This is a genomic window from Sulfitobacter sp. IGS-18 (assembly GCF_059628195.1).
Map to the genome: position 1 here is coordinate 3,403,749 of NZ_CM184556.1, position 24,059 is coordinate 3,427,807.

Below are 24,059 nucleotides of genomic sequence, written 5' to 3' on the forward strand. Positions count from 1 at the left end.
GGATTAATCGGTCCTGGCCCTAGCGTAGCGGTCAACGGATTGCTAAGGACGCCTTGCTTTCGAACACGCCTGAAACGGGATCTGAAACCTGATGAACCGCATACCCGCCCCAGCCCTGTTGCTGGCCCTTGCAGGCCTGATCCCGTTCCTGTGGGCCGCCCTGCTGGCGCTGGGGCTCACCTCGGCGGCCGACTGGAACCTGCCTGCCGTATTCGCGGGGGACGGCCGCCTGCTGATGGTGCGCTACGGCGGGATCATCCTGCCCTTCATGGCAGGCACCCTCTGGGCCTTTGCGACGCGGGCAGAAGGCCCGCCGGCTTTCGCCGCCTATGTCGCTTCCGTCCTGCCCGCACTGTGGTGGTTCTTCATGCCCGGCACCAGCGCCGAAACCGCGCTGATCAACCTCGCCATCGGCTTTGCCGCGCTGCTGCTGATCGAAATCGCCTTTGACCGGTGGCAACTGACGCCATCCTGGTGGCTGGCCCTGCGCATTCAACTGACCGTCGTGGTCCTGATCTGCATCGCCATCGGTATCTGGGCATGAGCGATCCTCAAACCCTCGCCGTCTACGACGCTCAGGCAGACGACTACGATGCGATGATGCAGGCGGAAGCCACGGCCGACCCGCGCGTACACCATTTCATCACGGCCTTGCCCGAAGCGGCCAGCGTGCTCGACCTCGGCTGCGGGCCGGGGAACTATGCCCGCATTTTTGCAGAGGCCGGGCTGAAGGTCACCGCCATCGACGCCTCGGCGGAAATGGCAGGCCGCGCCGCGGCGATCCCCGGCGTGACGGCACGCCATGGGTTTTTCGAGGATGTGACGGAACAGGACGCCTATGATGGCATCTGGGCCAGTTTCTCCCTCCTGCACGCCCCGCGCGCCGAACTGCCGGGCCACCTCACCCGCCTGCGCGAGGCGCTGAAACCGGGCGGCACCTTTTTCATCGGCATGAAAACCGGCACCGGCGGCGGGCGTGACGATCTGGGAAGACATTATGAATACTACAGCCAGGAAGAACTGGAGACATTGCTGCAGACGGCAGGCTTCTCGCCGACACAGCACTGGACCGGCTATGGCAAAGGGCTGGCCGGGCAGTATGACGGCTGGATCGTGATCCACGCAAATGGCTAAACTTTACGCATATACCGATGGTGCCTGTTCAGGAAATCCCGGCCCCGGCGGCTGGGGCGCGCTGATGCAGGCGCGCGACGGCGACCGGGTGATCAAGGAACGCGAGCTCAAGGGTGGCGAAGCGGCCACCACCAACAACCGCATGGAACTGCTGGCCGCGATCCACGCGCTGGAGGCGCTGGAGCGGGACAGTGAAATCACCATCGTCACCGACAGCAACTACGTCAAGAACGGCATCACCGGCTGGATCCACGGCTGGAAAAAGAACGGCTGGAAGAACGCGGCCAGGAAACCGGTCAAGAACGCCGAACTCTGGCAGCGGCTGGACACCGCCAATGCCCGCCACCGGGTGACCTGGGAATGGGTCAAGGGCCACGCCGGCCACCCCGAGAACGAACGCGCGGATGCGCTGGCGCGAGCGGGCATGGCCCCTTTCAAGAAATGACCCTGCTCGCGGTTCTGGATTACGGATCGGTTCTGGTCTTTGCGATCACCGGAGCACTGGTGGCCAGCCGCGCCCAGCTTGACCTTGTGGGATTTGCCTTCATCGCCTGCCTCACGGCCCTGGGCGGCGGCACCATCCGCGACCTTCTGCTGGACCGCAACCCGATCTTCTGGATCGCAAACCCCACCTATCTAGCGGTGGCCGCCGGGGCGGCGCTGGTGGTCTTTTTCACGGCCCACCTGCTGGAAAGCCGGATGCGTGCGCTGGTCTGGCTTGACAGCGTCGCACTGGCGATTGCCGTCGCGGCGGGCGCGGGGGTGGCACTGGCGCTGGATCAATCCGCTGTCATCGTGGTGCTGATGGGCATGGTCACCGGCTGCATGGGCGGGCTGATGCGCGACGTCGTCGTGGGCGATGTGCCCGTGGTCCTGAAACAGGGAGAACTCTACGTGACCGCCGCCTTTGCCGGTTCCACGGCTGCAGCGCTGTCTCGTTATTACGGGTTTGACCTGCTCATCACCCTGCTGGCCTGCGCCGTGACCACCTGGGTTCTGCGCGCCGGGTCCCTTGCCTTCGGCTGGCACCTGCCCGTCTACAAGAGCACCCCGCCAAAGTCCTGACCCTGTTCTTTTTGGCCTTAAATATTCCCCGCCGGAGGCAATGGCCCGCAGGGCCATCCAACTACCTGCGCCAGTGGAACGGCACGATGATCAGCGCCCCGATGGAGGATACGATCGCATTCATGCCCGGGCTGGCGAAACCGATCCCGAACATGATCCGCACAAAATAGAACAGAAAGGCACCCCCGATGCAGATGATGATGCTCTGCAATATGCCGTTATGGGTCCACCCGGTCTTTTCAGAGACATAGCCGACGATCCCTGCAATCACCACGGTGCCGAAAAGTGCCAGAAACATCGCTTAACCTTCCCCCAGCAGGGTGCCGGGCGCAATCCGTGCGCCGCTTTGAAACACATCCGCGTCCTGAGCAGCCTTGCCCGCCTTTTGCAGACGCGTCAATGCAACCGCCCCGGTGCCGCAGGCAACATGCAGGCCTTCGGTCAATACCCGCCCCGGCTGCCCGCTCCCGTCAGCCAGCCGCGACCCCAGCACCTTGATGCGCGTCCCCTCCTGTTCGAACCAGGCCCCGGGAAAGGGCGACAGCCCCCGGATCAGGCGGTCGACCTCGGCCGCGGGCCGGGTCCAGTCGATGCGCGCCTCGGCCTTGTCGATCTTGGCGGCATAGGTCACGCCCGCCTCCGGCTGCGGCTCTGGCACGAGGGTGTCCAGATGCGCCAGCGCCTCGGTGATCGCTTCGGCGCCCAGCCTGCTCAGCCGGTCATGTAGCTGCGCGGTGGTTTCCTCCGCTCCGATATCCACCGCCCGGCGCAGCAACACCGGCCCGGTGTCCAGCCCTGCCTCCATCTGCATGATGCAGACCCCGGTCTGCGCATCCCCCGCCATGATCGCCCGGTGGATCGGGGCCGCGCCGCGCCAACGGGGCAAAAGACTGGCGTGAATGTTCAGGCATCCGCGCGCGGGCGCATCCAGAATCGCCTGCGGCAGGATCAGACCATATGCGACCACCACCGCCACATCCGCCTTCAGCTCTGCAAACGCGGCCTGAGCGGCCTCGGATTTCAGCGACACAGGATGCCGGACGTTCAGCCCCATGGCTTCTGCCCGCTGATGTACCGGCGTCGGCCTGTCCTTCTTGCCGCGCCCGGCAGGACGGGGCGGCTGGCAATAGACCGCGGCGATGTCATGCCCGGCGGCCACCAGCCCCTCCAGCACCGGGACGGAGAATTCGGGTGTGCCCATGAAAACGATACGCATCAATGTCTCCCGACGGAGGGCGGCGGATGGCCCGCCCTAGCTGTTCAGTTTCTTTGCACGCCGCAGCAGCATGTCGCGTTTGACCTTGCTCAAGTGGTCGAAATACATCCGCCCGGCCAGGTGGTCGATCTGATGCTGGACCGAGGTTGCCTCAAGCCCCACGAACTCGCCGCGCCTGATCGTTCCCGTCTCGTCCATATAGCGCACGCTGACCGCGCGCGGGCGGCTGATCCTGGCGGACACCCCCGGCAGGTTGGGCGAGGCTTCCTCGTAGTCGTTCATCTTCACCGATGCTTCCAGCACCTGTGGATTGGCCATGCGGATGCGTTTCTTGCGGTCCCTGGAGGCATCGACGACAGCAAGCTGCAGCATCACGCCGATCTGCGGCGCGGCCAGCCCGACACCGGGCATGGCATCCATCGTCTCGATCATGTCCTCCCAGATCGCGCGGATCTCATCCGTGATCTCGGGCACCTTTTCCGCAGCGGTGCGCAGGCGCTTGTCCGGCCAGGCAATGCACTTGCGCAGTGTCATAGCCCCTCATACTCGGCCAAAAGCGCCGCCCTTGTGTCGCTGTCCAGGTGATCAAAGGTCACCACACCGTCCAGATGATCCAGCTCATGCTGCGCACAGACGGCGGCGAAACCGTCAAAGCTCTGAACATAGCGGCCCCCGTTCAACCCGGTCCAGACCATCTGCACCCGCGTCGGACGGTTGACCATCGCGGTTACGCCGGGAATGCTCAGGCATCCCTCCTCGGTGTCGGCGCGGTCCTCACCAACCTCCTGTATCATCGGGTTGATGCAGACCAGCGGGTCGGGCTTGCCCTCTTTCCAGCCGACATCCATCACGAAGAGACGCAGCATCGCACCCACCTGGGGCCCGGCCAATCCGCGCCCGGGTGCGGCATACATGGTTTCCAGCATGTCGGCAGCCAGCGTTTCGATCTCCGGCGTGATCCCGGCCACGGGGGCACAGATCTCTGTCAGGCGCGGGTCCGGCCAGGTCAGGATCGGCAGAATGCTCATGTCCGCGCCAGTTCGCGCTTCAGCTTGACCATCTTGCGGGTGATCATCTGCCGTTTCAGCGGCTTGAGGTAATCGATGAACAGCTTGCCATCCAGGTGGTCGATCTCGTGCTGCACACAGGTCGCCCAGAGCTTGTCAAAGGTTTCTGTCCGTTCGTTCCCGTCCCGGTCGATCCAGCGCACCTCCACCTCTGCCGGGCGGGTCACATCGGCATATTGGTCCGGTATGGACAAACACCCTTCCTCATAGGTGTTCAGCCGGTCAGAGGAGGCGATGACTTCGGGGTTGAACATGACCAGCGGGCGGGGTGCTTCACCCTCCGCCTTGACGCAATCCAGCACGATCAACCGGCTCGACACGCCGATCTGCGGTGCGGCAAGGCCGATGCCCGGCGCTTCATACATGGTCTTCAGCATGTCATCGGCCAGGGCGCGCAAATCGTCAGACAGGTCGTCCACGGGCGCTGCTGCCTTTTTCAGGCGCGGGTCGGGGTGCAAAAGGATCGTGCGCTTCATGGCCACGATTTAGGGCAACACCTGCACCTCTGCAACCGGGGGCTTGCAGCCGCGGGAATTGAGGATAGCTTGCACCCCAAGTTTATAGGAGCGCCTCATGAGTTTTGACGAGATCATCGACCGCCGTGGCAGCCATTGTGCCAAATGGGACAAGATGGAAGCCATTTATGGCGTGCCACGCGACACCGGAATCGCGATGTGGGTCGCCGACATGGATTTCCAGCCGCCCCAGGTGGTGCGCGATGCCCTGCAGGCACAGGTCGATCACGGTTTCTTCGGCTATTTCGGCGATGACAGCAAATACCTCGCCGCGATCCAGTGGTGGATGGAAAACCGCCACGGCTGGAAGGTCGATCCCTCCTGGGTCTTCACCACCCACGGTCTGGTGAACGGCACCGCACTCTGCGTCGAAAGCTTCACCGCGCCCGGCGAAGGGGTCATCCTGTTTACCCCGGTCTATCATGCCTTTGCCCGGGTCATCTCTGCGGCGGGCCGTCAGGTTGTCGAATGCGAGATGATCAACGACAACGGTCGCTACGAGATGGATTTCGACCGCTGGGACGCTCAGATGACCGGCAACGAAAAGATGCTGGTCCTGTGTTCCCCGCACAACCCCGGCGGGCGCGTCTGGACCCGTGAGGAACTGCAGGGCGTGGCCGATTTCGCAAAGCGCCACGACCTGATCATCGTTTCCGACGAAATCCACCATGACCTCGTGATGCCCGGCCACAAACATACGCCGATGGCGCTGATCGAAGGGGTCACCGACCGGCTGGTGATGATGACCGCCTCCACCAAGACCTTCAGCATTGCGGGGGCGCACGTCGGCAATGTGATCATCGAAGACGACAAGCTGCGCGCGAAATTCGGTGCGCGGATGATGGCACTGGGCCTGTCCCCCAACTCATTCGGTCTTTTCATGGCCACCGCCGCCTATTCGCCCGAAGGGGCCGCCTGGGTCGATGATCTGGTGACCTATCTGGATGGCAACCGAAAGCTGTTCGATGCGGCGATCGATGCCATTCCCGGGCTGTCGTCGATGAAGCTGGAGGCCACCTATCTGTCATGGGTGAACTTCGAGGATACCGGCATGCCGATGAGCGAGGCCATCAAGCGGGTTCAGGAAGACGCCGCCATCGCGGTCAACCACGGTGAGACATTCGGCAAGGGGGGCGAGACATTCATGCGCTTCAACATCGCCACGCCCCGCGCCCGTGTCGAAGAGGCCTGCAACCGCCTGACGGACGCCTTCCGCGATCTGCAATAGCGGCGTTCAGCCCCTGCGCCTGTCGGTAATCAGCCCGGCGGGCGCGTTTTCCGCCCTTTCAAAGTCAAGTGCGGCATGGTCCGCCACGGGTGTGGCGCGCTTGAATTCATAATGCATCTCACCCGGAACAACCTCGTCCGTGGCGACAATCAGGCACTGGAACAGATGCTTGGCCCCGTCGAAAATATCGACCAGCCCGCGTAGTTTTGGCGCATCCTGAGCGTCCACGGCAAAACCCGATTTCCACATCCGCAAAATCGGATAGGTCACCCCGCCCACGTCGATCCGCAACCGGGACGCGCGTCTCAGGCTCGCCATGCGGGCCGCATCAAGGCCTGCCTGAACCTCTTTCGAGAATACCGTTTCCATGAAATCCCCCACCCAACTGATTAATCAAACTGGGCGAAAGCCAAACAAAATCAAGTGAATATTTCATTACGGGGATCATCTGTGCAAGGTTGCAGATGTGCTGCGCGCGGGGATTCCTGTGCGCAAGCCTCCAACCGCTCTAGATATGGTTTGGACTGAAAAGGGGAGAACAACATGGGCCTTCTGATCGACGGCGTTTGGCACGACAAATGGTATGACACCAGCAAGACAGGCGGCAAATTCGAACGTTCCGCCGCGCAGTTTCGCAACTGGATCACCTCCGACGGCGCGCCCGGACCATCCGGCACCGGCGGTTTTGCAGCCGAATCGGGCCGGTATCACCTCTATGTCAGCTTTGCCTGCCCCTGGGCACACCGCACCCTGATCTTCCGCCAGATCAAGGGCCTGGCCGATCACATCAGTATTTCCGCCGTCCACCCCGATATGCTGGGCGAGGGCTGGACCTTTGACACCGATTTCCCCGGTGCCACCGGCGACACCCTGTTCGGCCTGCCCTATGCGCGCGACATCTACATCCGCGCAGACCCCAGGTTCAGCGGCCGCGTGACCGTGCCGATCCTGTGGGACAAATCGCAGGGCACGATCGTCTCCAACGAAAGCGCAGAGATCATCCGCATGTTCAACAGCGCGTTCAACGGGGTCACCGGCAATACCGACGACTATTACCCGGAGCCGCTGCAGGCCCGGATCGAAGAGCTGAACGCCCGCATCTACGACACCTTCAACAACGGCGTCTATCGGTCGGGCTTTGCCACCACGCAGGAGGCCTACGAAGAGGCTGTCTATCCGCTGTTCGACACCCTGGACTGGCTTGAGGATATCCTGTCGACCAACCGCTACCTGACAGGGGATCGGGTGACCGAAGCCGATTGGCGCCTGCTGCCGACGCTGCTGCGCTTTGACAAGGTCTATCACACGCATTTCAAATGCAACCGCAGCCGCATCACCGATTACCCGAACCTCTGGGCCTACACCCGTGAGCTGTACCAATGGCCCGGCGTGTCGGACACGGTGAACTTCGATCACATCGTGCGCCACTACCACTACAGCCACGAGTCGATAAATCCCTACCGGATCATCCCGATCAACCCGCAGCCGGACTTTGACGCGCCGCACGGACGCGGCTGATCAGGGCGGGTCAGGCGCTGTCCACTTCCCGGCCATAATGCTGCACCATCGCGGCAAGGTCTTCCGGCTCGGTCCCCACGGGAACAAGGGCCCGGGCATTCGCGACATGGGCAAATATCGACCCATCCGAAAAGAACGAGGTGTTGGAGACAAAGATCACCTGCGCTTTCGGCATCCTGTAATTGGCGAAATCCGCAACCGCCAGCGCGGCACCGTCAGCCAGCACAAGGTTCAGGATGATGATCTGGGGTTCATTCTCTGACAGGTAGCTGACCGCATCGTCCTGTGTATGGCGCAGAACCACGTCCATCCCGTGCCGCTCAAGATGCCGCTTCCAAAGCCGACCCAGCTCAGCACAGCTTTCGACGATCAGCACTTTCATATGGGGTCCTCGTCCGGCAGCGGGGCGCACCATGGCCTGAATAACGGTGGTCTGCCCGATAGGTTAACAAATGGTTAAAAAGCGGTGAAATTGATTAACGATTCAGACTTTCCTTGAAGATCGCGATTTTTTCAGCTTTGACAACGCAGAGTGAGGGAATTTTAGGCCAATATGTCAGTCGATCAAGTAGCGCCAAAATCAGCAAAGCGTGATCATGGGGGCGGTGTTGACGCCGCCGCCCGGCGTTTTGGCGGCACGCGCGACAGCTGGCTGGACCTTTCAACCGGGATAAACCCCCTGCCCTATGATGTGCCTGATCTGCCCGCCTCGGACTGGACCGACCTGCCCGACGAAAACGCCCGCCTCCGGCTTGAGACCGCGGCCCGGCACTTCTGGAATGTACCGAAGGGGGCAGCGATCTGCGCCGTCCCCGGGGCCTCGGCGGCCATTGCACGCATTCCCCTGCTTGCGGCAGCGGACCGGGTGCGCATCCCCGAACCTACCTATAACGAACATGCCGCCGGGTTTGCAGCGGCTGGCTGGCAGGTGGGGGCGCAGGCGGGCAGCGCCTCTGTGCTGGTCAACCCGAACAATCCGGACGGGCGCATCTGGCAGGCCGGCGATCTGGACGGTGCATTGCGTGTCATCGACGAAAGCTTTTGTGACGTCACCCCAGCAGCAACCCTGATGGATCAGGCCACCCGGCCCGGCACGCTGATCCTGAAGAGCTTTGGCAAATTCTGGGGTCTGGCGGGTCTGCGGCTGGGATTTGTCATCGGCGATCCCGCACTCGTTCACCAATTGTCTGCCGGGCTCGGACCCTGGGCGGTATCCGGTCCGGCGCTGCGGATCGGCGCGCTTGCGCTTGAGGATCAGGCCTGGGCCGACAAGACACGCGTTCGCCTGCAAAGCGATGCGGCGCGGCTGGATCAACTGATGATCAACGCCGGGGCAGATGCCATTGGTGGCACGACGCTGTTCCGGCTTTACGATGTCGCCAATGCCGCCGACTGGCAGATGCGGCTGGCCTCCCATCGGATATGGTGCCGGGTGTTCCCCTATAACGCGCGCTGGCTCCGGCTGGGCCTGCCTGCACCAGACGCCTGGCAAAGGCTGGAACGGGCGCTGGCATGACCGCAGTTCTGCTTCTCCTGGCGATGCTTCTGGACGCCGCATTGGGCGAACCCGAATGGCTCTGGCGGCGTGTGCCTCATCCCGCCGTCCTCATGGGCCGTGCGGTTGCCTGGTGCGACGATAAACTGAACACGGGCCAGGCGCGCAGGGCAAAGGGCCTTGCAGCCATCGCCGGCCTTGTGGTCGCCGCAGCGGTAACGGGGCAGATCCTCAGCCTGCTGGGACCGGTGGTAGAGGTGCTGGTGGTGGCGATCCTGCTGGCGCAACGCTCCCTTGTCGCACATGCGAATGCGGTTGCCGATGGCCTGCGCCTGTCCCTGCCTGCGGGCCGCCGCGCGGTTGCGATGATCGTCAGCCGCGACACCGCCGATATGTCGCCCTCTGCCGTCGCCCGCTCTGCCATCGAAAGCGCATCCGAAAACCTGAGCGACGGGGTCATCGCACCGGCCTTCTGGTTTCTGATCGGCGGGCTTCCAGGCATTCTGATCTACAAGGTTGTCAACACCGCCGACAGCATGATCGGCTACCGCACCCCGCGCCACAAGGATTTTGGATGGGCATCTGCACGGCTTGACGATCTGCTGAACCTGATCCCGGCACGCCTGACCGCAGTGCTGATCGCCCTGACCTCCGGCGTGATCAACGACTGGCGCGCCATCGCCGATGACGCCCGCCTGCACCGATCCCCGAATGCCGGCTGGCCCGAAGCCGCCATGGCCCGCGCGCTTGGTGTGGCCTTGGCCGGGCCACGGGCATATGATGGCGCGATGCAGAACTTTGCATGGGTCCATCCCGCCGGAAGGCGCACCCTGGCTGCCGCTGACGTGGACGCGGCGATCCGCCGGTTGTGGCAGGCCTGGGGCGTGATGCTGGGCCTGTGTGCGATATTGATACTGATTTCGTCCTGAAGGATTTTCATGCGCCAACTTATTTGTACGCTTGCCCTGACACTCCTGGCCCAGCCCGTCCTGGCCGACACGCCCTGCGGCGGTAACTTTGCAAGCTTCGTCTCCGAGCTGAAGACCGAAGCAATTGCAAATGGCATTGAACCCGCGACGGCGGATGCTTTCTTTGACGGCATCCGGCAGGACCCGGCTGTTCTGGCAGCAGACCGCAAACAGGGTGTCTTCCAGATCCCGTTCGTGGATTTCGCGCGCCGCCTGATCTCCGAAGATCGCCTGCGCCGGGGCCGGGCCAACGCCCAGAAATACGATGCAATCTTTGACCGGGTAGAAACCGAATATGGCGTTGACCGTGGCGTCTTGCTGGCCTTTTGGGCCTTCGAGACGGATTACGGCGCATTCCAGGGAGATTTCAACACGGCCAATGCCCTGGTCACACTGGCACATGATTGCCGCCGTCCCCAATTGTTCCGCCCCCAGGTACTGGCTGCGGTGACGCTCTTTGCCCAGGGCGGGTTCGATCCGCGCCGGACCACCGGTGCATGGGCCGGGGAAATCGGCATGGTCCAGATGTTGCCCCGCGATATTCTGGAGAACGGCGTGGACGGTGATGGCGACGGTGTCGTTTCGCTCAAGACATCGGCCCCCGATGCGCTGCTGTCCGGGGCCAGGATGCTGCAAAGCCTCGGCTGGCGCGCCGGTGAACCCTGGCTTGCCGAAGTTGTCATGCCATCGGATTTCGACTGGTCCCTGACCGGCCTGGAGACGACGAAACCGGTGTCCGAATGGCAAGCGCTTGGGGTGCAGCCCCGCAACGGCCCGCTGGCCGAGGGGCTGACAGGATCGGTCCTGCTGCCGCAGGGCAAGGATGGCCCGGCCTTCCTGGCCTATCCCAATTTCCGGGTCTATTTCGACTGGAACCAGAGCTTTACCTACGTCATGACCGCCGCCTATTTCGCCACCAGGCTTCAGGGTGCGCAGGTCTTTGACCCAGGCAGCCCCCGGACCGGGCTGGACGGCACCCAGATGAAGGCCCTGCAAACCAAACTGGAAGCACGCGGTCATGATGTCGGTGGTGTTGACGGCATCCTTGGCGCGGGCACCCGCGCCGCCGTGCGCGCAGAACAGGTGCGGCTTGGCCTGACAGTCGACGGATGGCCAACGCCCGAACTGCTATCGCAACTTTGAACCCAGGAGAAACCACATGCCTCTGAAGAAAACATCCGCCCAGATGGTTGCCGATGCCCGCGCGAAGATCGAGGAGATTGACAGCGAGGCGGCCATCGCCCTGCTGAAAGACCCCGATGTCCAGTTCGTCGATCTGCGCGACCCGCGCGAACGTGATCGCAGCGGTTTCATCCCCGGCGCATTTCATTGCCCGCGTGGCATGCTGGAATTCTGGGTCGATCCCGAAAGCCCCTATTTCAAGGATGTCTTTGCCCAGGACAAGAAGTTCGTCTTCCATTGCGCCTCCGGCTGGCGCTCTGCCATTTCGGTCGCCACGCTGCAGGAGATGGGCTTTGAGGCAGCCCACCTGCGGGACGGTTTCGGCGGCTGGGAAAAGGCCGGTGGCCCGGTGGAAAAGAAGGGCGATCCCGAAACGCTTTAGTCAGTTTCCCGGCCGGAACGGGTATCGCCAGACAAGGCGCATGTTTGCATTTTGTTTAGCTTTGACTTATATTCTGAAGATCGAAACGAAGTTGTAGTCCAGCTTCTTCACCTGAACTACAGACCCCGCAGAGCGTCTACTCTGCGGGGTCACTCTTTTTCAGGGTATCAAACCCCGAGCCAGAGCCGGATGATCGCGACGATCAGTGTAGCCACACCAATCAGGACCATCCATTTTCGAAACGATTGCTCTTCCAGCCTCATCACCTCCTTCCACCGCGACGGGTCGCGGCCGGGGCATGGTGCGGACAGAATTTTCAGGAACGGTTAACCATCATCGGCGCACCGGAAAGCGGTCGCCCTTCTGCGTCAGCAAGACGACGCCGCCGTCGCGCCATGCAAAGCGGTCGCAACGATTGCGCCCGTTGTGGAAGGCCACGCAGACGGTGCCATCGGCGCCGATATCATAGACCCCATAGGCCGTTGCCCCGCCCGCATAGGAATAGCTGTAGGCGCCGCCGACAAAATAGCGCGACTGACCGTCGTCATGATAGGTCAGCGTCTGCCCGTCGATCAGCGCATGGACTTCGGCAGCGGCCAGAACGGTATCCCCCGCCAGAACGGCATAGGGATCGGCAGTTGCAGGTGCCGCGGCCAGCAGCAGAGGGATCAGGAAACGCATGAACATGGGTAACGCGCCAACTGCCCCGCGTCAAAACACCATCGCGCAAAACACGTCGATGTTACGCTCGGGGCGTTTTCTCAGACCACCAGTTCTCAGGCCACCAGCGTTTCAGCCTTTTTCAGATCCACGGAGACCAGCTGACTGACCCCCTGTTCGGCCATGGTGACACCGAACAGCCGGTCCATGCGTGCCATGGTGACCGCATGGTGGGTAATGATCAGAAAACGCGTGTCTGTCTGGCGGCACATCTCGTCCAGCAGGTCACAAAAGCGCGTGACGTTGGCATCGTCCAGCGGCGCATCGACTTCGTCCAGCACGCAGATCGGGGCCGGATTTGCCAGGAACACGGCAAAGATCAACGCCATCGCCGTCAGCGTCTGCTCCCCCCCGCTGAGCAGGCTGAGCGTGCTCAGCTTCTTGCCCGGCGGCTGGCACATGATCTCAAGCCCGGCCTCAAGCGGGTCGTCGGATTCGACCATCACCAGGTTGGCCTCCCCCCCGCCGAACAGATGCCGGAACAGCATGGAGAAGTTGGAATTCACCTGCTCGAAGGCCGTCAGCAGACGCTCCCGGCCCTCCCGGTTCAGGCTGGCAATGCCCGAACGCAGGGTCTTGATCGCCTCTTCGAGGTCGTTCTTCTCCGCGATCAGTGAATCATGCTCTTGCTGAACGTCCTTTGCATCTTCTTCGGCGCGCAGGTTCACCGCCCCCAGCGCGTCACGCTGGCGTTTCAGCCGGTTCACGTCAGCTTCCAGCGCATCGGCACCGGGCATCTGGTCCGGGTTGGTGTCCAGACGTGTCAGCAATTGGTTCGGGGTCAGTTGGCTGTCCTCGGCAATCCGCTCCGCCGCTGCGGTCACGCTTTCGCGGGCCGCCTCGGCGCGTGCTTCGGACCCTGCGCGGGCCTCGCGCGCTTCGGAGGCCTCCCGCTCTGCTTCCCGCTCTGCCACAGCCGCCTCGCGCAGCGCGCTTTCCGCCTTTGACAGCGCATCGGCGGCCGTGCCGCGCCGCGCTTCGGCCCTGGCAATCTCACTGCTCAATTCTTCGCGCCTGGCGGCCAGTTCGGCCGGCGCCGCGCTGGCGTCCTTCAATTCACTTTCGGAGGCCGTCTTGCGCTCCACCAGTTCCGCAGTCCGCTTTTCAGCCGTCTCAAGGCGGTGTTTCCAGCCGCTCAGCTCCTTGACGACCTCCTGCGACCGCTTCAAACGGGCCTCGCCCTCGCGGCGCAATTCGTCATGTGCGGAACGACGCGACATCATGGTGATGCGGGCTGCCTCAACGGTCATGCGGATATCGTCCACAGCTGCACGAGCCTGCGCGAGATCGCCCAGTTCCGCCAGGGCGCGCTCGGCCTCCAGTACCCGGCCACGGGCGGCCATCGCCTCATCCTCGTGGCGCTTGACGGCCAGCCCAAGGCTTTCGAGCCGCCCTTCGGCAAGGTTACGGTCCGCCTCGGACCGGCTCAGCGCGCGTCCGGCGTCCGCAACCATGCGGTCCGCCTGCCTGCGGGCTTCACGCGCCCGCTTGTCTGCCTCGGTCTGTTCCACCATGAGACGGGTCAGGGTCTCATGCGCAGCCCGGGCACCCTCGGCGCGCTGGCTGGCCTGCTCCAGCGATTGTTTCAAAACCTCCAGGCGGTTCAACTGCTGCAACCGAAGCGCCGCAGCAGATGGCGCATCCTCGGCCCAGGCGCGGTAGCCGTCCCAGCGCCACAAATCCCCCTCCAGAGACACCAGCCGCTGCCCCGGCAGCAGTGCCGCCTGCAATGCCGGACCTTCATCCGGGTCCACCAGACCAATCTGCCCCATCCGCCGGGTCAGCACATCCGGCACCGACACATGCTGCGTCAGGGGTGTCACCCCTGCGGGCAGCGGTTGATCCGTGTCATAGGCAGGCAGGATCGCCCAGCCTGACGGGCCATCGCTGTCGACTTCCGGCGCACGCAGATCGTCGGCAAGCGCCGCACCCAAGGCCTTTTCAAAGCCATGTTCGACCTGCAAACGGTCGAGGATCTGGCCGCCTTCCGCAGTGTCACGCTCCAACAGCTTTGCCAGCGCGCCGGTTTCGGCCCTGAGCGCGTTCATCTCGCCCTCAGCCTCGGAGCGTTCGGCCCGCGCGTCAGCCTCGCGGCCCTGCGTTTCGGCGCGTGCTTCCTCGGCCTGGTGCAGGGCCTCATCCGCCGATGCCGCTGCGGCCACCGCCTCTGTCTCGGCAGCTTTGGCCGCATCGAAATCCTCTGCCGCCTTGGCCAGCGCGGCGCGGCTTTGGGTGACCGCTTCCTGTGCCTTCAACGCCTCGGCTTCCGACTTTGCCTGCGTCTTGCGGCTGTCCTCCAGCAGGCGCTCGGCCGATCCGTGCCGCGCGGCCAGACGGGCCACGTCTTCGGTCAGTTGCGACAGATCACCCTCGCGCGCCTGCAGCACGGTCGCGGCCTCGCGTGCCGCGTCTGACGCGCGTTCCAGCGCGGTCTCGTGCCCTTCGCTCGCCTTGGCCAGCTCGCGCTGCTCCCATTCCAGCCGCTCAATGGTTTCGCCCGCATCACGGTTCAACCCGCCTTCGCGTTCGATGTCGCGCGTCAGCTGCGCGATCCGGTTCGTCAAGGTCTCGATCGCGGTCTGCGCCCGGGCCTCCTGATCCGCAAGGGTATCGCGCTGCACGACCAGACGTTGCAGAACAGCGGCGGCAATGGCTTCTTCCTCGCGCAGGGGCGGCAGGGCTTCTTCCGCCGCGCTGCGTGCCTTGATCGCCTGCTGGACGATGCTCTGGGCCTGTGCTGCTGCCGTCACACGCGCCCGCAGGTCATCTTCCGCCTTCGCGCGGGCATCATCCGCCTCGCGCCAGCGCCGATACAGCAGCATCCCCTCGGTCCTGCGCAGCTGATCGCCGATCTCGCGATAGCGCGCCGCCTGGCGGGCCTGCCGCGCAAGCTGCGCAAGCTGGGTGGCCAGCTGTTCGATCACGTCGTCGACCCGCGCCAGGTTCGCCTCGGCACCGTTCAGCTTCAGCTCCGCCTCGTGACGCCGCTGGTACAGACCGGAAATACCGGCCGCTTCCTCAAGGATCCGGCGGCGGTTCTTGGGCTTGGCGTTGATCAGCTCGCTGATCTGACCCTGCCGCACCAGCGCAGGGCTGTGCGCCCCTGTCGAGGCATCGGCAAACAGCATCTGCACATCGCGCGCGCGCACGTCCTTGCCCGCCGCCTTATAGGCGCTGCCCACATCGCGGGTGATCCGGCGCACGATCTCAAGCGCGTCGTGATCGTTGAACCCCGCCGGGGCCAGACGTTCCGAATTGTCGATATGCAGGGCCACTTCGGCAAAGTTGCGGGCAGGCCGGGTTGCAGCACCTGCAAAGATCACGTCTTCCATGCCACCGCCGCGCATCGCGGTGGGGCGGTTTTCACCCATCACCCAGCGCAGCGCTTCCAGCAGGTTCGATTTACCACAGCCATTCGGACCCACCACCCCGGTCAGACCATCGGCGATGATCAGATCCGTCGGATCGACAAAGCTCTTGAAGCCCGTCAGCCTGAGTTTGGAAAAGCGCACCTAGAATGGCCCCGATGATTCAGTCATCCATGGAAAATGCGGTCCGAAAGGCCATCCTGTCAACAGCAACACACCAGAACAAGGGGGAGCGAAGGACTTATCCACAAGATATTGCGGTTTCAGAAGGCCGCGCAGTCCAGGTCGAGCGAAACCTCGCCGGCGATCTCGATTTCGCTGCCCGGCACCGGAAGACATTCGATTTCCCATGGCATCGACCTGCGGCTTTTCGGCGGCGGACCGTTGCCGCAATCGAGCCGCGCAAAGGCCTGGGCCTGGTCGCCGGTCACCTCCACCACCTTGCAACCGCTCACCATCGCGATCGCCGCACCGGCGCGCGACTGGATCGGTCCGAACCTCGGCGCATATTGCGCGTTGACGCGAATGGCCTCGGCCCTGCCACCCCGCACCCTGACATCGAAGGTGGAGCCCTGAACGGTCACACGCGTCGGGGCGACCCCGCGAAATTCAGGCGACGGGGTATTGCAGGCAATCAGGAATACCGCGGCACAAACAGCAAACAGGGATCTCATGACACCAGTGGAGGGCGGAAGGGTTAACAAATCCTTTCCCCCAGGGGCCCGCGAGACCAAACCGCCATAATGCATTTGCGGCAGGGGCGCTCTGGTCATATGATTTGACCAATTCAAGGGAAAGCCCATGCCATTCCAACCCGTCACCCCCGAGAAACTGTCCCAGGCCGTGATCCGCCAGATCGAGAAACTGATCCTGCGCGGCATCCTGCGTCCGGGAGAGCGGCTGCCGCCGGAGCGTGAACTGGCCGAGCGTCTGAACGTCTCCCGCCCGTCGCTGCGCGATGCCATCGGTGCGCTGCAGGCGGCCGGTCTGCTCAGCGCCAAGGCTGGTGCCGGGGTTTATGTCGCTGACGTCCTTGGCAGCGCCTTCGCGCCCGCGCTGGTGGAATTGTTCGCGCGCCATGACGAGGCTGTCTTAGACTATCTGTCGTTCCGGCGCGACATGGAGGGGCTGGCAGCAGAACGTGCCGCCACCCATGGGTCGGACACCGATCTGGCCGTGGTGCAGGCGGTCTATGACAAGATGGAAGCCGCCCACGGCAAGCGTAACGGCGATGAAGAGGCGCAGCTGGACGCGCAGTTTCACATGGCCATCATCGAGGCCAGCCATAACGTGGTCATGCTGCACATGATGCGCTCGATGTACGAGCTGCTGCGCGGCGGTGTGTTCTACAACCGGCAGGTGATGTTCAAGCAACGCACAACCCGCGCCGCCCTGCTGGACCAGCACCGCGCCATCAACGATGCGCTGCAGGGAAGGGACGCAACACAGGCGCGGGCGGCCGTCGAAGCGCATCTGGATTATGTCGAGGATGCGCTGACCAACCAGAAAAAGGCCGACCGGAACGAAAGCATCGCACGCCAGCGGTTGCAGCACGAAACGAAAGGATAACCCGCAGGTCCCAGGGGGCGCGCGCTCTTCACGGGTTTCGCCGGGACGTTGCCCCCGGAACGAAAAAAGCCCCGGCAGGGCCGGAGCTTTCAAACGTTTCTGGAAACGCCGATCAGTGCAGCTTGGCGTCGACCTGCGTAATTGCATCGTCGATCAGCTTGTTGCCTTCTGCTGCCGACATCTGCTTGGCGATGACATCGCGTGCCGCAGCAATCGCAATCGTCACGGCCTGATCACGGACTGCCTTGATCGCTGCCGCCTGGGCAGAACCGATCTGGTCTTCCGCAGCCGCAAGACGACGCTCAACCGATTTGGCCAGCTCTTCACGCGCCTGTCCGGCTGAACGCTGCGCTTCTTCCTTGGCGGTTGCGACGATGCGGTCGGCCTGTTCCTGCACTTCCTTCTGCTTGCGCTCGTAGCTTGCCAGCAGGGTCTGTGCTTCTTCGCGCAGGGCGCGGGCTTCTTCCAGCTCGGTCCGGATGTCCGCGGCACGTTTGTCCAGCATCACGCCGATCATGCCGGGCACCTTGAAATAGAACAGCACGGCAATGAACAGGATGAATGCCAGAAGCACCACGAAGTCGGTGTTCCCCAGCGAAAAGAACACGTCGCCTGCGGCAAGCGCCGGTGACGCGGCAAGAGCGGCGGTGAGGGCGGTCAGGGTCAAACGCATGGTTTATCCTTTCATCCGGGATGCAACGGCCGCATTGACAGTCTTTGCATCCGCCTTGCCACCCATGGCTGCCACGATCTCTTTTGTGGTGTCCTTGGCGACTTTCTCCACGTTCTCCAACGCCCCTTCGCGGATTTCCGCGATGGCTTTTTCGGATTCGGCGGTCTTGGCCGCGATCTCTTCGTCGGCCTTGGCCATGGCGGCATTGAGATCCGCCTGCATGTCGGCCTTGGCATCTGCGATGATGCGCTGCGCCTCGGCGCGGGCATCGACAAGCGCCTTGTTATAGGCCTCTTCCGCTTCCAGGGCCTTGGCCTTGAGATCCTCGGCAGCGGCGATATCGTTTGTGATCGTGCCCTGCCGTTCCGACAGAACCGCGCCGATGCGCGGCAGCGCCACGCGGGACAGGATCAGGTAGGTCGCGATCAGCGCCAGCACCAGCCAGAAAATCTGGTTTCCCCAAGTGGAGAAATCCAGCTGCGGCATGCCGGGTGTGCTTGCGTGTTCCGCCATATCGACGCCAATGGCGTCGGCAAGGCCATCGCTATGTGTTTCAGTTGCCATCAGGGCCTCCTTGGAAACTTGGCCTATACGCTTGGGCGGATGTCAACACACCCGCCCGTTCGTAAGGATGTCGTAACCTGGAAGTTAAACGGCGAACATCAGCAGCAGCGCGACGAGGAAGGCAAAGATGCCCAGCGCTTCTGCGAACGCGATGCCGATGAACAGGGTTGCTGTCTGCGATGCAGCAGCCGAAGGGTTGCGCAATGCGCCAGCCAGGTAGTTGCCTGCAACGTTGCCAACCCCGATTGCGGCTGCGCCGGAACCGATTGCTGCCAGACCTGCGCCGATGTGTGCGAGTTCGCCTTCCATGTGAATTCTCCTTACGATTGGAAGTTGAGAGGTGGCGGGCAAGCCCGCCGTTATCTTAGTGATGCGGGTGAAGCGCGTCCTTGAGGTAGACACACGTCAGGATCGTGAAAACATAGGCCTGGATAAAGGACACCAGAACCTCAAGCCCGTACATCGCGGTGATCGCCACCACGGAGACGGGACTGATGATGGTGATCGCGGCGAAACCTGCGAAAACCTTGATCACCGCGTGGCCCGCCATGACGTTGCCTGCCAGACGAATGGAGTGGCTGACCGGGCGGACGAAGTAGGAAATCAGTTCGATAATCGCCAGGATCGGGCGCAGCGCCAGCGGCGCGGAAGCAACCCAGAACAGGCCCAGGAAGCTGGCGCCATTCTTGACGAACCCCAGGATCGTGACGGTCAGGAACACGGCCAGGGCCAGCAGAACCGTCACCGCGAAGTGAGATGTCGGCGTGAAAGACGTCGGGATCAGCCCGAGGAAGTTGGCGCAGACAATGAACATGAACAGCGTCATGATGTAGGGGAAGTATTTCACCCCCTCCTTGCCGCAGATATCCTCGACCATCTTGTAGACAAAGCCATAGGCCAGCTCTGCCACCGACTGCATCCGCGAAGGCACGATGGCCCGCTTGGAGCTGCCCAGGACCATCAGCGCAAAGGTCGCCACAACCGCAAGGAACATCCAGAAAGTCGCATTGGTCACCGTGTACCAGGAAACCGCGCCCTCGCCGAAAAACGGTTCGACGATGAATTGATCCATCGGGTGAAAGACCAGACCGCCTTCTTCTGCACCGTGTGTCTCTGTCGCCATCTCAGGCTCCTTCGTTCCTGTCGTCCGTGTCGGACGCGTCCCCGGTCATTTCGACCATCTTCTTTTCCTGGATTTCCTGTGCGGAGCGGAGCATCGTCTTTACCCCCGCCGCCAGGCCCAGCATGACAAACAGCACCATGAAGATCGGCAATGTACCAAACAGCACATCCAGCCCGTATCCGATGCCAAAACCGATCCCCAGACCGGCCACAAGTTCGATCACCATCCGCCAGGCAAGCTGTGCCTGAGAGTGATGTTCATCCGCACGGGGCTTGGGCGCGCTGCGCTTCTTTACGGCTTTGATCCGCGCCTCTAGCTGCTCAAGCTGCTGCTGCTGGTCCGGATCGCTCATGCCGCATACCCCAAGGGATGACTTGGGCGTTAGGTACTGGGCAGGGCCGTTAGAGTCAACTGAGATCGGAGAGGCAATAAAGCAATCATTTACAATGCGTTACAGGTCGAATGAGATCGCTTCGCGACACGACGCCCCCGCCAGCACGCCGAAACTGCGGTGCTTTTCATATTCAACCTTTTGGTTGATCATTCTCGTCCGGTGTCCGCCAGGCCGCCGTCTGCTCAAACAACCAGTCACGGAAAACGCGCACGGCCTTGCGGCGCAGGACCCCATGACCACGCACCAGATGATACCCCCCTTCGCGAATCCCGATGTCGGAAACCCGCAGCAGCCGCCCCGCCGCCACCTCGCCTGCGACCACCTCTTCGGACACCAGCAAGACGCCCTGACCGGCAATCGCGGCCTCGACGCTCAGAACGGAACTCAGCCGCCAGGTAAACGCCGGCACTTCCGCCGGGGCGACCCCGCCCGCCAACGCGAACCACTTGTCCCAGCTGCCCTCCGACCGGTCCCGAAGCAGCGGATAGCTCAGCAGGTCACGCGGAGAGGGTTTGGCAGTGCGCAGCAGCCCCGGCGCGGCAAAGGGGTACAACTTCGCGTTGGTCAGCAGCTCCGAATTCGGATAGCGCGCGCCAGGCGGCACGAAACGGATGGCAAGGTCAGCCTCATAGCGCGCCACATCCGCCAGGTGGCGCGACGCTTCCAGCCGCACATTCACCTCCGGGTGCGCGCCGGTGAAAGACGCCAGATGCTGTATGAGGAACTTTGTCGCGAACAGGGGTTCCGAATTGACAGTGATCGTTCCCTCCGGCGTCTCGGCCAGCCCTTCGGTGGCAATGCCGATGGCATCGAGCGCGGGCGAGACCTGCGCCAGATAGGCAGCACCGTCATCGGTCAGCACAAGACCCCGCGACAGATCGCGGAACAATTGCACGCCCAGCCGGTCCTCCAGCCCCCGGACATGACGGCTGATGGACGAATGGCTGACCCGCAGCTCTTCCGCCGCGCGGGAAAAGCTCTGGTGACGCCCCGCAGCCTCAAAGGCGCGCAGGGCATTCAGCGGGGGCAATGTTCGGCTCATGCTTACTTGTGCAGTTTTCGCACATCTCACGTCAACCATTTGTCTTTGTGGGGCCTGGGCGATTTTGGCAAATTAGCTGCAACAGCAAGCAAGGAAGGCACAAAGATGGCCTATGTCGCATATCCAATGGTCCAGAAGTCAAACAAGACCCGTGCAAATTTGAAACGCATCCTGGAGTCACTGCGCAGCCTGTTTCAACGCCGCAAACATCCGCACCTGCGCGATCTGACCGACCGCGCCGCGCGGGATGCAGGGATCGACCTGGCGTCGCTCGAACCGCACCGCCTGCGCCTGCCGTCGCAGCACAGCCACCATCCCCGCAGCTGAACCGCTTCCCCAAACCCCACAGCTTCGTTATTGAAAGGGGATGACACCCACACTCGATCAGGTTTTTGCCGCCCTCGCCGATCCCACACGCCGCGCGATTCTGGCCATGCTGCTGGAAGACGACATGGCCGTGACCGATGTGGCGGAACCGTTCGAGATGTCGCTGGCCGCGATTTCAAAGCACCTCAACGTGCTGACGGGCGCTGGACTGATCTCTCAGGAAAAGAGGGGGCGGGTGAAATGGTGCAAACTGGAACCCGAAGCGATGAAGGCCGCATCGACCTGGATGCAGGGCTTTGGCCAGTTCGAACCGATCCATCTGGACGCGTTTGAACGTTTTCTGGAAACGGAGCTGCCAACGCCAGATGAAAAAGGCGCGTGATCCCTCACGCGCCGTGTTTTCAAAAGGCCAGTTGGATTATCACGAGAACGACAACAACAAGACCAACGATGTAAATGAGGTTACGCATCCGCGGCCGCTCAGACCAGGCCGATCAGGCGCAGGATGGCAAGAACAACGACCACGAGGCCAATGAGATAAATGATGCTGCGCACGTTCACGCTCCTTTTTATTCAGATTGAATAACGAACGCGTGATCAGCGGCTTTGGTTCCCGGCCTTTCAGATATTCTTTGCCGTGTCGTCCCGCAGCAAGAGCAGCAGCGCCAATATGGTCAGCCCGACACCCCCCAACACGAACACCGACGGCACCCCGTTGCCCAGGAAAATTTCCCAGACGATCACCCAGGTCGGTGTCAGGTAGGTATAGGCCATGACCTTGGCCGAGGGCAGCCGAAGCGTCGCAAAAGACAGCAGCACCACGGTGATCGACGTGGCGCAGATGGTCACATAGGCCAGCGTGATCCAGACAAGCGGCGGCAATCCCGTCCAGTCCGTGGCAGCGATGTCGCCCCAGGCATAGACCAGCAGCAAGACGGCACCGGCCAGCAAGGTCCCGAAAGTGAAGGTGACAGGCCCCTCGCCCCGGTTCAGGCGGCGGACCAGCGGCGTATAGATCGCATGGCTGACACAGCCCACGAAATAGATCGCCTCGCCCCGCCCCACGTCGAACGCCATCAGGGCGCCCAGATCTGCGCGGAAAATCACCCAAAGCGCCCCGACCCCGCCGATGACCAGCGCCAGCGCCATCCGGGAGGTCAGCACCTGTCGCAACATGAACCAGGCAATCGCCGCAGCCATGACCGGCACCAGGGTGAACACCGCCGCCGCGCTGACCGGCGGCGCGGTTTTCAGCCCCTCGAACATCAGGACAAAGTAGAAGGCAAAGAACCCTCCCAGCATCAGGTAACGCCACGGCGCGACAAAGCTGGAGCGCGAGAGCGAGCCGCGACGCCAGGCCAGCATCCCGACAACAAGCGCCGCGAGCCAGAAACGAAGCGCCGTGAACGCGGTGGGCGCGATGTCATTGGCAACAAGCGCGCCCAGCGAAAACGACCCGGCGACCAGCGCCGAGAAAGCCAGCATCGCCAGATGGCCCTGTGCGCCGGGGCTCAAACCCATGCCTCGCCCACATGTTTCTTGATGAAGGCCACCAGCGCCTGCACCTTGGTGGTGCGGTGCAGGTCCACATGGGTGACAAGCCAGAGCGGCCCGGCCCATTCGTCGCGCGGCGCGTGGACTTCGACAAGATCGGGATTACGGGCAGCTTCCACCGCATCCAGAAAGCCGATCCCGGCCCCGGCCAGCAGGGCGGCATCGGCGGCATGAGAGTCGGTGCAGCGAAAGCTGATCGCCTCAGCGGGAATGTTTTCGCGCAGCCAGATGTAGAAAGGCGCGCGGCTGTTGACATTATCCGGCCCGATGAACCGGTGATTGGCGTAGTCCTGCGGCCCTTCGGGCAGGCCGTATTCATCGACATAGGCGCGGCTGGCATAGGCCCCGATGCGGCTGGAGGCGAGCGATTGCACCACATTGTCGGGCTGGTCCGGCACGGTGCCCGCCCGGATGGCGACATGGGCCTCGCCATATTCCAGCCGGAACAGGCGGTCGCCAGTCAGATAGCGCACCATGACCCTTGGATATTGCCGCTGGAAGGCCACCAGCATGGGCGCGACGCTTTGCGACAGGCTGGCCAGCGAGGTCACGACAAGCTCGCCCGATACATCGGCACCCTGCCCCTTGATCCGCCCGACCAATTGGTTGAACTGATCGTCGGTGGCCTGTGCCACGCGCAAAAGGTCCACCCCCGCCTCGGTCGCGGTGTAACCGCGCGCATGGCGCTGGAACAGCTTGACCCCAAGCCGCCCCTCAAGCGCGTCGATATGCCGGATCACGGTGGCATGATGCACGCCCAGAATCTCCGCCGCACCGCTGACCGTGCCCAGCCGGGCCACATGAAAAGCGGTCCTGATCTCGTCCCAGTTGTCCATTCGATCCCTCACATCGCCTTGTGCAAATTTGAACAACGCAAGTGCATTTTCTGCCAGTTGTGTTTGGAAATGCAAGTGCTGATTTTGGATGTCAGAACAGCAAGACAGGAAAACATATC

31 protein-coding genes are annotated in these 24,059 nt (G+C 62.8%); 13 read left to right on the forward strand and 18 right to left on the reverse strand.

Translation table 11 applies throughout. The features are described from left to right. The first annotated feature begins 91 nt into the window (after window positions 1-91). Genes ACWNZ3_RS16490 through ACWNZ3_RS16505 form a run of 4 tightly spaced genes read left to right on the forward strand, consistent with a single transcriptional unit; the run spans window position 92 to window position 2,199 of the window. Window positions 92-544, forward strand: a complete 453-nt coding sequence (locus tag ACWNZ3_RS16490; RefSeq protein WP_496900601.1) for a DUF3429 domain-containing protein — start codon at window positions 92-94, stop codon at window positions 542-544. Beyond that, the gene (locus ACWNZ3_RS16495) at window positions 541-1,134 is read left to right on the forward strand and encodes a class I SAM-dependent methyltransferase (protein ID WP_496900602.1); all 594 of its coding nucleotides are present in this window, start codon (window positions 541-543) and stop codon (window positions 1,132-1,134) included. Before ACWNZ3_RS16490 ends, ACWNZ3_RS16495 begins: the two co-directional genes overlap by 4 nt. Then, window positions 1,127-1,579, forward strand: a complete 453-nt coding sequence (gene rnhA / locus ACWNZ3_RS16500) for a ribonuclease HI (RefSeq protein WP_114273669.1) — start codon at window positions 1,127-1,129, stop codon at window positions 1,577-1,579. Before ACWNZ3_RS16495 ends, rnhA begins: the two co-directional genes overlap by 8 nt. Continuing rightward, window positions 1,576-2,199: a trimeric intracellular cation channel family protein gene (locus ACWNZ3_RS16505; RefSeq protein ID WP_496900603.1), complete on the forward strand. Its 624-nt coding sequence runs from the start codon at window positions 1,576-1,578 to the stop codon at window positions 2,197-2,199. Before rnhA ends, ACWNZ3_RS16505 begins: the two co-directional genes overlap by 4 nt. Before the next feature lie 61 nt (window positions 2,200-2,260). On the opposite strand, the gene ACWNZ3_RS16510 is transcribed toward ACWNZ3_RS16505, so the two are convergent. Genes ACWNZ3_RS16510 through def (ACWNZ3_RS16530) form a run of 5 tightly spaced genes read right to left on the reverse strand, consistent with a single transcriptional unit; the run spans window position 2,261 to window position 4,958 of the window. After that, on the reverse strand, window positions 2,261-2,497 hold the full coding sequence (locus tag ACWNZ3_RS16510) for a hypothetical protein (RefSeq protein WP_269367323.1): 237 nt from the start codon (window positions 2,495-2,497) through the stop codon (window positions 2,261-2,263). Window positions 2,498-2,500: 3 nt separating this feature from the next. After that, on the reverse strand, window positions 2,501-3,415 hold the full coding sequence (fmt, locus tag ACWNZ3_RS16515) for a methionyl-tRNA formyltransferase (protein ID WP_496900604.1): 915 nt from the start codon (window positions 3,413-3,415) through the stop codon (window positions 2,501-2,503). Between the two features lie 36 nt (window positions 3,416-3,451). Beyond that, window positions 3,452-3,949, reverse strand: a complete 498-nt coding sequence (def, locus tag ACWNZ3_RS16520; protein WP_274576005.1) for a peptide deformylase — start codon at window positions 3,947-3,949, stop codon at window positions 3,452-3,454. After that, window positions 3,946-4,443, reverse strand: a complete 498-nt coding sequence (def, locus tag ACWNZ3_RS16525; RefSeq protein WP_496900605.1) for a peptide deformylase — start codon at window positions 4,441-4,443, stop codon at window positions 3,946-3,948. Before def (ACWNZ3_RS16525) ends, def (ACWNZ3_RS16520) begins: the two co-directional genes overlap by 4 nt. Further along, on the reverse strand, window positions 4,440-4,958 hold the full coding sequence (def, locus tag ACWNZ3_RS16530) for a peptide deformylase (RefSeq protein WP_269367319.1): 519 nt from the start codon (window positions 4,956-4,958) through the stop codon (window positions 4,440-4,442). The genes def (ACWNZ3_RS16525) and def (ACWNZ3_RS16530) overlap by 4 nt, the downstream gene beginning before the upstream one ends. Before the next feature lie 97 nt (window positions 4,959-5,055). Between def (ACWNZ3_RS16530) and ACWNZ3_RS16535 the strand changes: the two genes are divergently transcribed. Next, on the forward strand, window positions 5,056-6,225 hold the full coding sequence (locus ACWNZ3_RS16535; RefSeq protein ID WP_496900606.1) for a MalY/PatB family protein: 1,170 nt from the start codon (window positions 5,056-5,058) through the stop codon (window positions 6,223-6,225). Between the two features lie 6 nt (window positions 6,226-6,231). Here ACWNZ3_RS16535 and ACWNZ3_RS16540 read toward each other — a convergent pair whose 3' ends face one another. After that, on the reverse strand, window positions 6,232-6,594 hold the full coding sequence (locus tag ACWNZ3_RS16540) for a hypothetical protein (protein ID WP_496900607.1): 363 nt from the start codon (window positions 6,592-6,594) through the stop codon (window positions 6,232-6,234). 174 nt (window positions 6,595-6,768) lie between these two features. Between ACWNZ3_RS16540 and ACWNZ3_RS16545 the strand changes: the two genes are divergently transcribed. Next, window positions 6,769-7,743 (forward strand): glutathione S-transferase family protein, encoded by a 975-nt coding sequence (locus tag ACWNZ3_RS16545; RefSeq protein WP_496900608.1) that lies wholly within the window; start codon window positions 6,769-6,771, stop codon window positions 7,741-7,743. Between the two features lie 10 nt (window positions 7,744-7,753). Here the strand turns inward: ACWNZ3_RS16545 and ACWNZ3_RS16550 are convergent, their stop codons facing one another. Then, window positions 7,754-8,125, reverse strand: a complete 372-nt coding sequence (locus ACWNZ3_RS16550; protein WP_496900609.1) for a hypothetical protein — start codon at window positions 8,123-8,125, stop codon at window positions 7,754-7,756. Between the two features lie 171 nt (window positions 8,126-8,296). On the opposite strand from ACWNZ3_RS16550, the gene ACWNZ3_RS16555 reads away from it, so the two are divergent. From ACWNZ3_RS16555 to ACWNZ3_RS16570, 4 genes are read left to right on the forward strand one after another with little or no spacing between them, the layout of a single operon-like run. Next, the gene (locus ACWNZ3_RS16555; RefSeq protein ID WP_496900610.1) at window positions 8,297-9,259 is read left to right on the forward strand and encodes a threonine-phosphate decarboxylase; all 963 of its coding nucleotides are present in this window, start codon (window positions 8,297-8,299) and stop codon (window positions 9,257-9,259) included. Then, complete coding sequence (gene cbiB / locus ACWNZ3_RS16560; protein WP_496900611.1) at window positions 9,256-10,167, forward strand: adenosylcobinamide-phosphate synthase CbiB; 912 nt, start codon at window positions 9,256-9,258, stop codon at window positions 10,165-10,167. The genes ACWNZ3_RS16555 and cbiB overlap by 4 nt, the downstream gene beginning before the upstream one ends. A 9-nt stretch (window positions 10,168-10,176) precedes the next feature. After that, a complete protein-coding gene (locus tag ACWNZ3_RS16565) occupies window positions 10,177-11,349 on the forward strand; it encodes a lytic murein transglycosylase (protein ID WP_496900612.1) in 1,173 nt (390 codons plus the stop codon). Between the two features lie 16 nt (window positions 11,350-11,365). Then, entirely contained in the window at window positions 11,366-11,770 is a 405-nt protein-coding gene (locus ACWNZ3_RS16570) for a rhodanese-like domain-containing protein (RefSeq protein ID WP_269367311.1), read from the forward strand. Window positions 11,771-12,103: 333 nt separating this feature from the next. Here ACWNZ3_RS16570 and ACWNZ3_RS16575 read toward each other — a convergent pair whose 3' ends face one another. The 3 genes from ACWNZ3_RS16575 to ACWNZ3_RS16585 form a co-directional block, all read right to left on the reverse strand. Continuing rightward, window positions 12,104-12,457: a hypothetical protein gene (locus tag ACWNZ3_RS16575; protein ID WP_240312962.1), complete on the reverse strand. Its 354-nt coding sequence runs from the start codon at window positions 12,455-12,457 to the stop codon at window positions 12,104-12,106. Window positions 12,458-12,546: 89 nt separating this feature from the next. Beyond that, entirely contained in the window at window positions 12,547-16,002 is a 3,456-nt protein-coding gene (gene smc, locus ACWNZ3_RS16580; protein WP_496900613.1) for a chromosome segregation protein SMC, read from the reverse strand. A gap of 119 nt (window positions 16,003-16,121) precedes the next feature. Continuing rightward, window positions 16,122-16,661 carry a hypothetical protein gene (locus ACWNZ3_RS16585; RefSeq protein ID WP_496900614.1) on the reverse strand — a complete coding sequence of 180 codons (540 nt, stop codon included), beginning with the start codon at window positions 16,659-16,661 and terminating at the stop codon, window positions 16,122-16,124. On the opposite strand from ACWNZ3_RS16585, the gene ACWNZ3_RS16590 reads away from it, so the two are divergent. Then, a complete protein-coding gene (locus tag ACWNZ3_RS16590) occupies window positions 16,660-17,427 on the forward strand; it encodes a FadR/GntR family transcriptional regulator (protein WP_496900615.1) in 768 nt (255 codons plus the stop codon). The genes ACWNZ3_RS16585 and ACWNZ3_RS16590 overlap by 2 nt on opposite strands. Before the next feature lie 112 nt (window positions 17,428-17,539). Here the strand turns inward: ACWNZ3_RS16590 and ACWNZ3_RS16595 are convergent, their stop codons facing one another. From ACWNZ3_RS16595 to ACWNZ3_RS16620, 6 genes are all read right to left on the reverse strand, one after another. Then, window positions 17,540-18,100 carry a F0F1 ATP synthase subunit B gene (locus tag ACWNZ3_RS16595; RefSeq protein WP_114273685.1) on the reverse strand — a complete coding sequence of 187 codons (561 nt, stop codon included), beginning with the start codon at window positions 18,098-18,100 and terminating at the stop codon, window positions 17,540-17,542. A gap of 3 nt (window positions 18,101-18,103) precedes the next feature. Next, complete coding sequence (locus ACWNZ3_RS16600) at window positions 18,104-18,664, reverse strand: F0F1 ATP synthase subunit B' (protein WP_114273686.1); 561 nt, start codon at window positions 18,662-18,664, stop codon at window positions 18,104-18,106. 84 nt (window positions 18,665-18,748) lie between these two features. Continuing rightward, window positions 18,749-18,973 carry a F0F1 ATP synthase subunit C gene (locus tag ACWNZ3_RS16605; protein ID WP_011567586.1) on the reverse strand — a complete coding sequence of 75 codons (225 nt, stop codon included), beginning with the start codon at window positions 18,971-18,973 and terminating at the stop codon, window positions 18,749-18,751. Window positions 18,974-19,028: 55 nt separating this feature from the next. After that, window positions 19,029-19,787 (reverse strand): F0F1 ATP synthase subunit A, encoded by a 759-nt coding sequence (locus tag ACWNZ3_RS16610; RefSeq protein WP_269367306.1) that lies wholly within the window; start codon window positions 19,785-19,787, stop codon window positions 19,029-19,031. Window position 19,788: 1 nt separating this feature from the next. After that, on the reverse strand, window positions 19,789-20,139 hold the full coding sequence (locus ACWNZ3_RS16615) for an AtpZ/AtpI family protein (protein WP_269367305.1): 351 nt from the start codon (window positions 20,137-20,139) through the stop codon (window positions 19,789-19,791). A gap of 172 nt (window positions 20,140-20,311) precedes the next feature. Next, window positions 20,312-21,223, reverse strand: a complete 912-nt coding sequence (locus tag ACWNZ3_RS16620; RefSeq protein WP_496900616.1) for a LysR substrate-binding domain-containing protein — start codon at window positions 21,221-21,223, stop codon at window positions 20,312-20,314. 105 nt (window positions 21,224-21,328) lie between these two features. Here ACWNZ3_RS16620 and ACWNZ3_RS16625 point away from each other — a divergent pair, with 105 nt between their 5' ends. Both ACWNZ3_RS16625 and ACWNZ3_RS16630 read left to right on the forward strand, forming a co-directional pair. Next, window positions 21,329-21,550, forward strand: a complete 222-nt coding sequence (locus ACWNZ3_RS16625) for a hypothetical protein (protein WP_496900617.1) — start codon at window positions 21,329-21,331, stop codon at window positions 21,548-21,550. Window positions 21,551-21,590: 40 nt separating this feature from the next. Next, window positions 21,591-21,932 (forward strand): ArsR/SmtB family transcription factor, encoded by a 342-nt coding sequence (locus ACWNZ3_RS16630; protein WP_114273691.1) that lies wholly within the window; start codon window positions 21,591-21,593, stop codon window positions 21,930-21,932. 239 nt (window positions 21,933-22,171) lie between these two features. Here the strand turns inward: ACWNZ3_RS16630 and ACWNZ3_RS16635 are convergent, their stop codons facing one another. Both ACWNZ3_RS16635 and ACWNZ3_RS16640 read right to left on the reverse strand, forming a co-directional pair. Continuing rightward, window positions 22,172-23,071, reverse strand: coding sequence for a DMT family transporter (locus tag ACWNZ3_RS16635; protein WP_269367302.1), 900 nt, complete (start codon window positions 23,069-23,071; stop codon window positions 22,172-22,174). Beyond that, window positions 23,062-23,940, reverse strand: coding sequence for a LysR family transcriptional regulator (locus tag ACWNZ3_RS16640; RefSeq protein WP_269367301.1), 879 nt, complete (start codon window positions 23,938-23,940; stop codon window positions 23,062-23,064). Before ACWNZ3_RS16640 ends, ACWNZ3_RS16635 begins: the two co-directional genes overlap by 10 nt. Window positions 23,941-24,059 lie beyond the last annotated feature (119 nt).

Coding starts and splice junctions, on each gene's coding strand:
- ACWNZ3_RS16490 (WP_496900601.1), top strand. CDS start 92: ATGAACCGCATACCCGCCCCAGCCCTGTTGCTGGCCCTTGCAGGCCTG.
- ACWNZ3_RS16495 (WP_496900602.1), top strand. CDS start 541: ATGAGCGATCCTCAAACCCTCGCCGTCTACGACGCTCAGGCAGACGAC.
- rnhA (WP_114273669.1), top strand. CDS start 1,127: ATGGCTAAACTTTACGCATATACCGATGGTGCCTGTTCAGGAAATCCC.
- ACWNZ3_RS16505 (WP_496900603.1), top strand. CDS start 1,576: ATGACCCTGCTCGCGGTTCTGGATTACGGATCGGTTCTGGTCTTTGCG.
- ACWNZ3_RS16510 (WP_269367323.1), bottom strand. CDS start 2,497: ATGTTTCTGGCACTTTTCGGCACCGTGGTGATTGCAGGGATCGTCGGC.
- fmt (WP_496900604.1), bottom strand. CDS start 3,415: ATGCGTATCGTTTTCATGGGCACACCCGAATTCTCCGTCCCGGTGCTG.
- def (WP_274576005.1), bottom strand. CDS start 3,949: ATGACACTGCGCAAGTGCATTGCCTGGCCGGACAAGCGCCTGCGCACC.
- def (WP_496900605.1), bottom strand. CDS start 4,443: ATGAGCATTCTGCCGATCCTGACCTGGCCGGACCCGCGCCTGACAGAG.
- def (WP_269367319.1), bottom strand. CDS start 4,958: ATGAAGCGCACGATCCTTTTGCACCCCGACCCGCGCCTGAAAAAGGCA.
- ACWNZ3_RS16535 (WP_496900606.1), top strand. CDS start 5,056: ATGAGTTTTGACGAGATCATCGACCGCCGTGGCAGCCATTGTGCCAAA.
- ACWNZ3_RS16540 (WP_496900607.1), bottom strand. CDS start 6,594: ATGGAAACGGTATTCTCGAAAGAGGTTCAGGCAGGCCTTGATGCGGCC.
- ACWNZ3_RS16545 (WP_496900608.1), top strand. CDS start 6,769: ATGGGCCTTCTGATCGACGGCGTTTGGCACGACAAATGGTATGACACC.
- ACWNZ3_RS16550 (WP_496900609.1), bottom strand. CDS start 8,125: ATGAAAGTGCTGATCGTCGAAAGCTGTGCTGAGCTGGGTCGGCTTTGG.
- ACWNZ3_RS16555 (WP_496900610.1), top strand. CDS start 8,297: ATGTCAGTCGATCAAGTAGCGCCAAAATCAGCAAAGCGTGATCATGGG.
- cbiB (WP_496900611.1), top strand. CDS start 9,256: ATGACCGCAGTTCTGCTTCTCCTGGCGATGCTTCTGGACGCCGCATTG.
- ACWNZ3_RS16565 (WP_496900612.1), top strand. CDS start 10,177: ATGCGCCAACTTATTTGTACGCTTGCCCTGACACTCCTGGCCCAGCCC.
- ACWNZ3_RS16570 (WP_269367311.1), top strand. CDS start 11,366: ATGCCTCTGAAGAAAACATCCGCCCAGATGGTTGCCGATGCCCGCGCG.
- ACWNZ3_RS16575 (WP_240312962.1), bottom strand. CDS start 12,457: ATGTTCATGCGTTTCCTGATCCCTCTGCTGCTGGCCGCGGCACCTGCA.
- ACWNZ3_RS16590 (WP_496900615.1), top strand. CDS start 16,660: ATGCCATTCCAACCCGTCACCCCCGAGAAACTGTCCCAGGCCGTGATC.
- ACWNZ3_RS16585 (WP_496900614.1), bottom strand. CDS start 16,661: ATGGGCTTTCCCTTGAATTGGTCAAATCATATGACCAGAGCGCCCCTG.
- ACWNZ3_RS16595 (WP_114273685.1), bottom strand. CDS start 18,100: ATGCGTTTGACCCTGACCGCCCTCACCGCCGCTCTTGCCGCGTCACCG.
- ACWNZ3_RS16600 (WP_114273686.1), bottom strand. CDS start 18,664: ATGGCAACTGAAACACATAGCGATGGCCTTGCCGACGCCATTGGCGTC.
- ACWNZ3_RS16605 (WP_011567586.1), bottom strand. CDS start 18,973: ATGGAAGGCGAACTCGCACACATCGGCGCAGGTCTGGCAGCAATCGGT.
- ACWNZ3_RS16610 (WP_269367306.1), bottom strand. CDS start 19,787: ATGGCGACAGAGACACACGGTGCAGAAGAAGGCGGTCTGGTCTTTCAC.
- ACWNZ3_RS16615 (WP_269367305.1), bottom strand. CDS start 20,139: ATGAGCGATCCGGACCAGCAGCAGCAGCTTGAGCAGCTAGAGGCGCGG.
- ACWNZ3_RS16620 (WP_496900616.1), bottom strand. CDS start 21,223: ATGAGCCGAACATTGCCCCCGCTGAATGCCCTGCGCGCCTTTGAGGCT.
- ACWNZ3_RS16625 (WP_496900617.1), top strand. CDS start 21,329: ATGGCCTATGTCGCATATCCAATGGTCCAGAAGTCAAACAAGACCCGT.
- ACWNZ3_RS16630 (WP_114273691.1), top strand. CDS start 21,591: ATGACACCCACACTCGATCAGGTTTTTGCCGCCCTCGCCGATCCCACA.
- ACWNZ3_RS16635 (WP_269367302.1), bottom strand. CDS start 23,071: ATGGGTTTGAGCCCCGGCGCACAGGGCCATCTGGCGATGCTGGCTTTC.
- ACWNZ3_RS16640 (WP_269367301.1), bottom strand. CDS start 23,940: ATGGACAACTGGGACGAGATCAGGACCGCTTTTCATGTGGCCCGGCTG.